This window comes from Yersinia sp. 1252 StPb PI (genome assembly GCF_048593885.1).
Lineage (GTDB): Bacteria > Pseudomonadota > Gammaproteobacteria > Enterobacterales > Enterobacteriaceae > Yersinia > Yersinia enterocolitica_E.
The window spans coordinates 1-245 of the sequence record NZ_JAZGQE010000576.1; the positions used below are offsets into that span (position 1 = coordinate 1).

Consider the following 245-nt stretch of genomic DNA (forward strand, 5'->3'; position numbering starts at 1 on the left):
TTTATTTTTGAGTAGTGTATTTAGAGATGTTAGTTTTATTTTATTGAAATTTATTGGATACCAGTCTTCCATTTCTTTATTTACATCTATTCCAATATTTACTTTTATAGAGCTATTTGCTTTCATTTTATCAGTTAGCATTTCCAAACTGTCAACCTCATAAATGAAATTATTTTCAATTTCATTGATTCTGTTTTGAGCTAGCTTAAATTTATTTATCTCGGCATTTATTTTACTTAATAACA

1 protein-coding gene is annotated in these 245 nt (G+C 24.1%); it reads right to left on the bottom strand.

Annotated features, from left to right (window positions below; genetic code table 11):
- Positions 1–245: hypothetical protein (locus tag V2A85_RS24790; RefSeq protein WP_420072697.1), on the bottom strand; the 245-nt coding region annotated here is incomplete at both ends.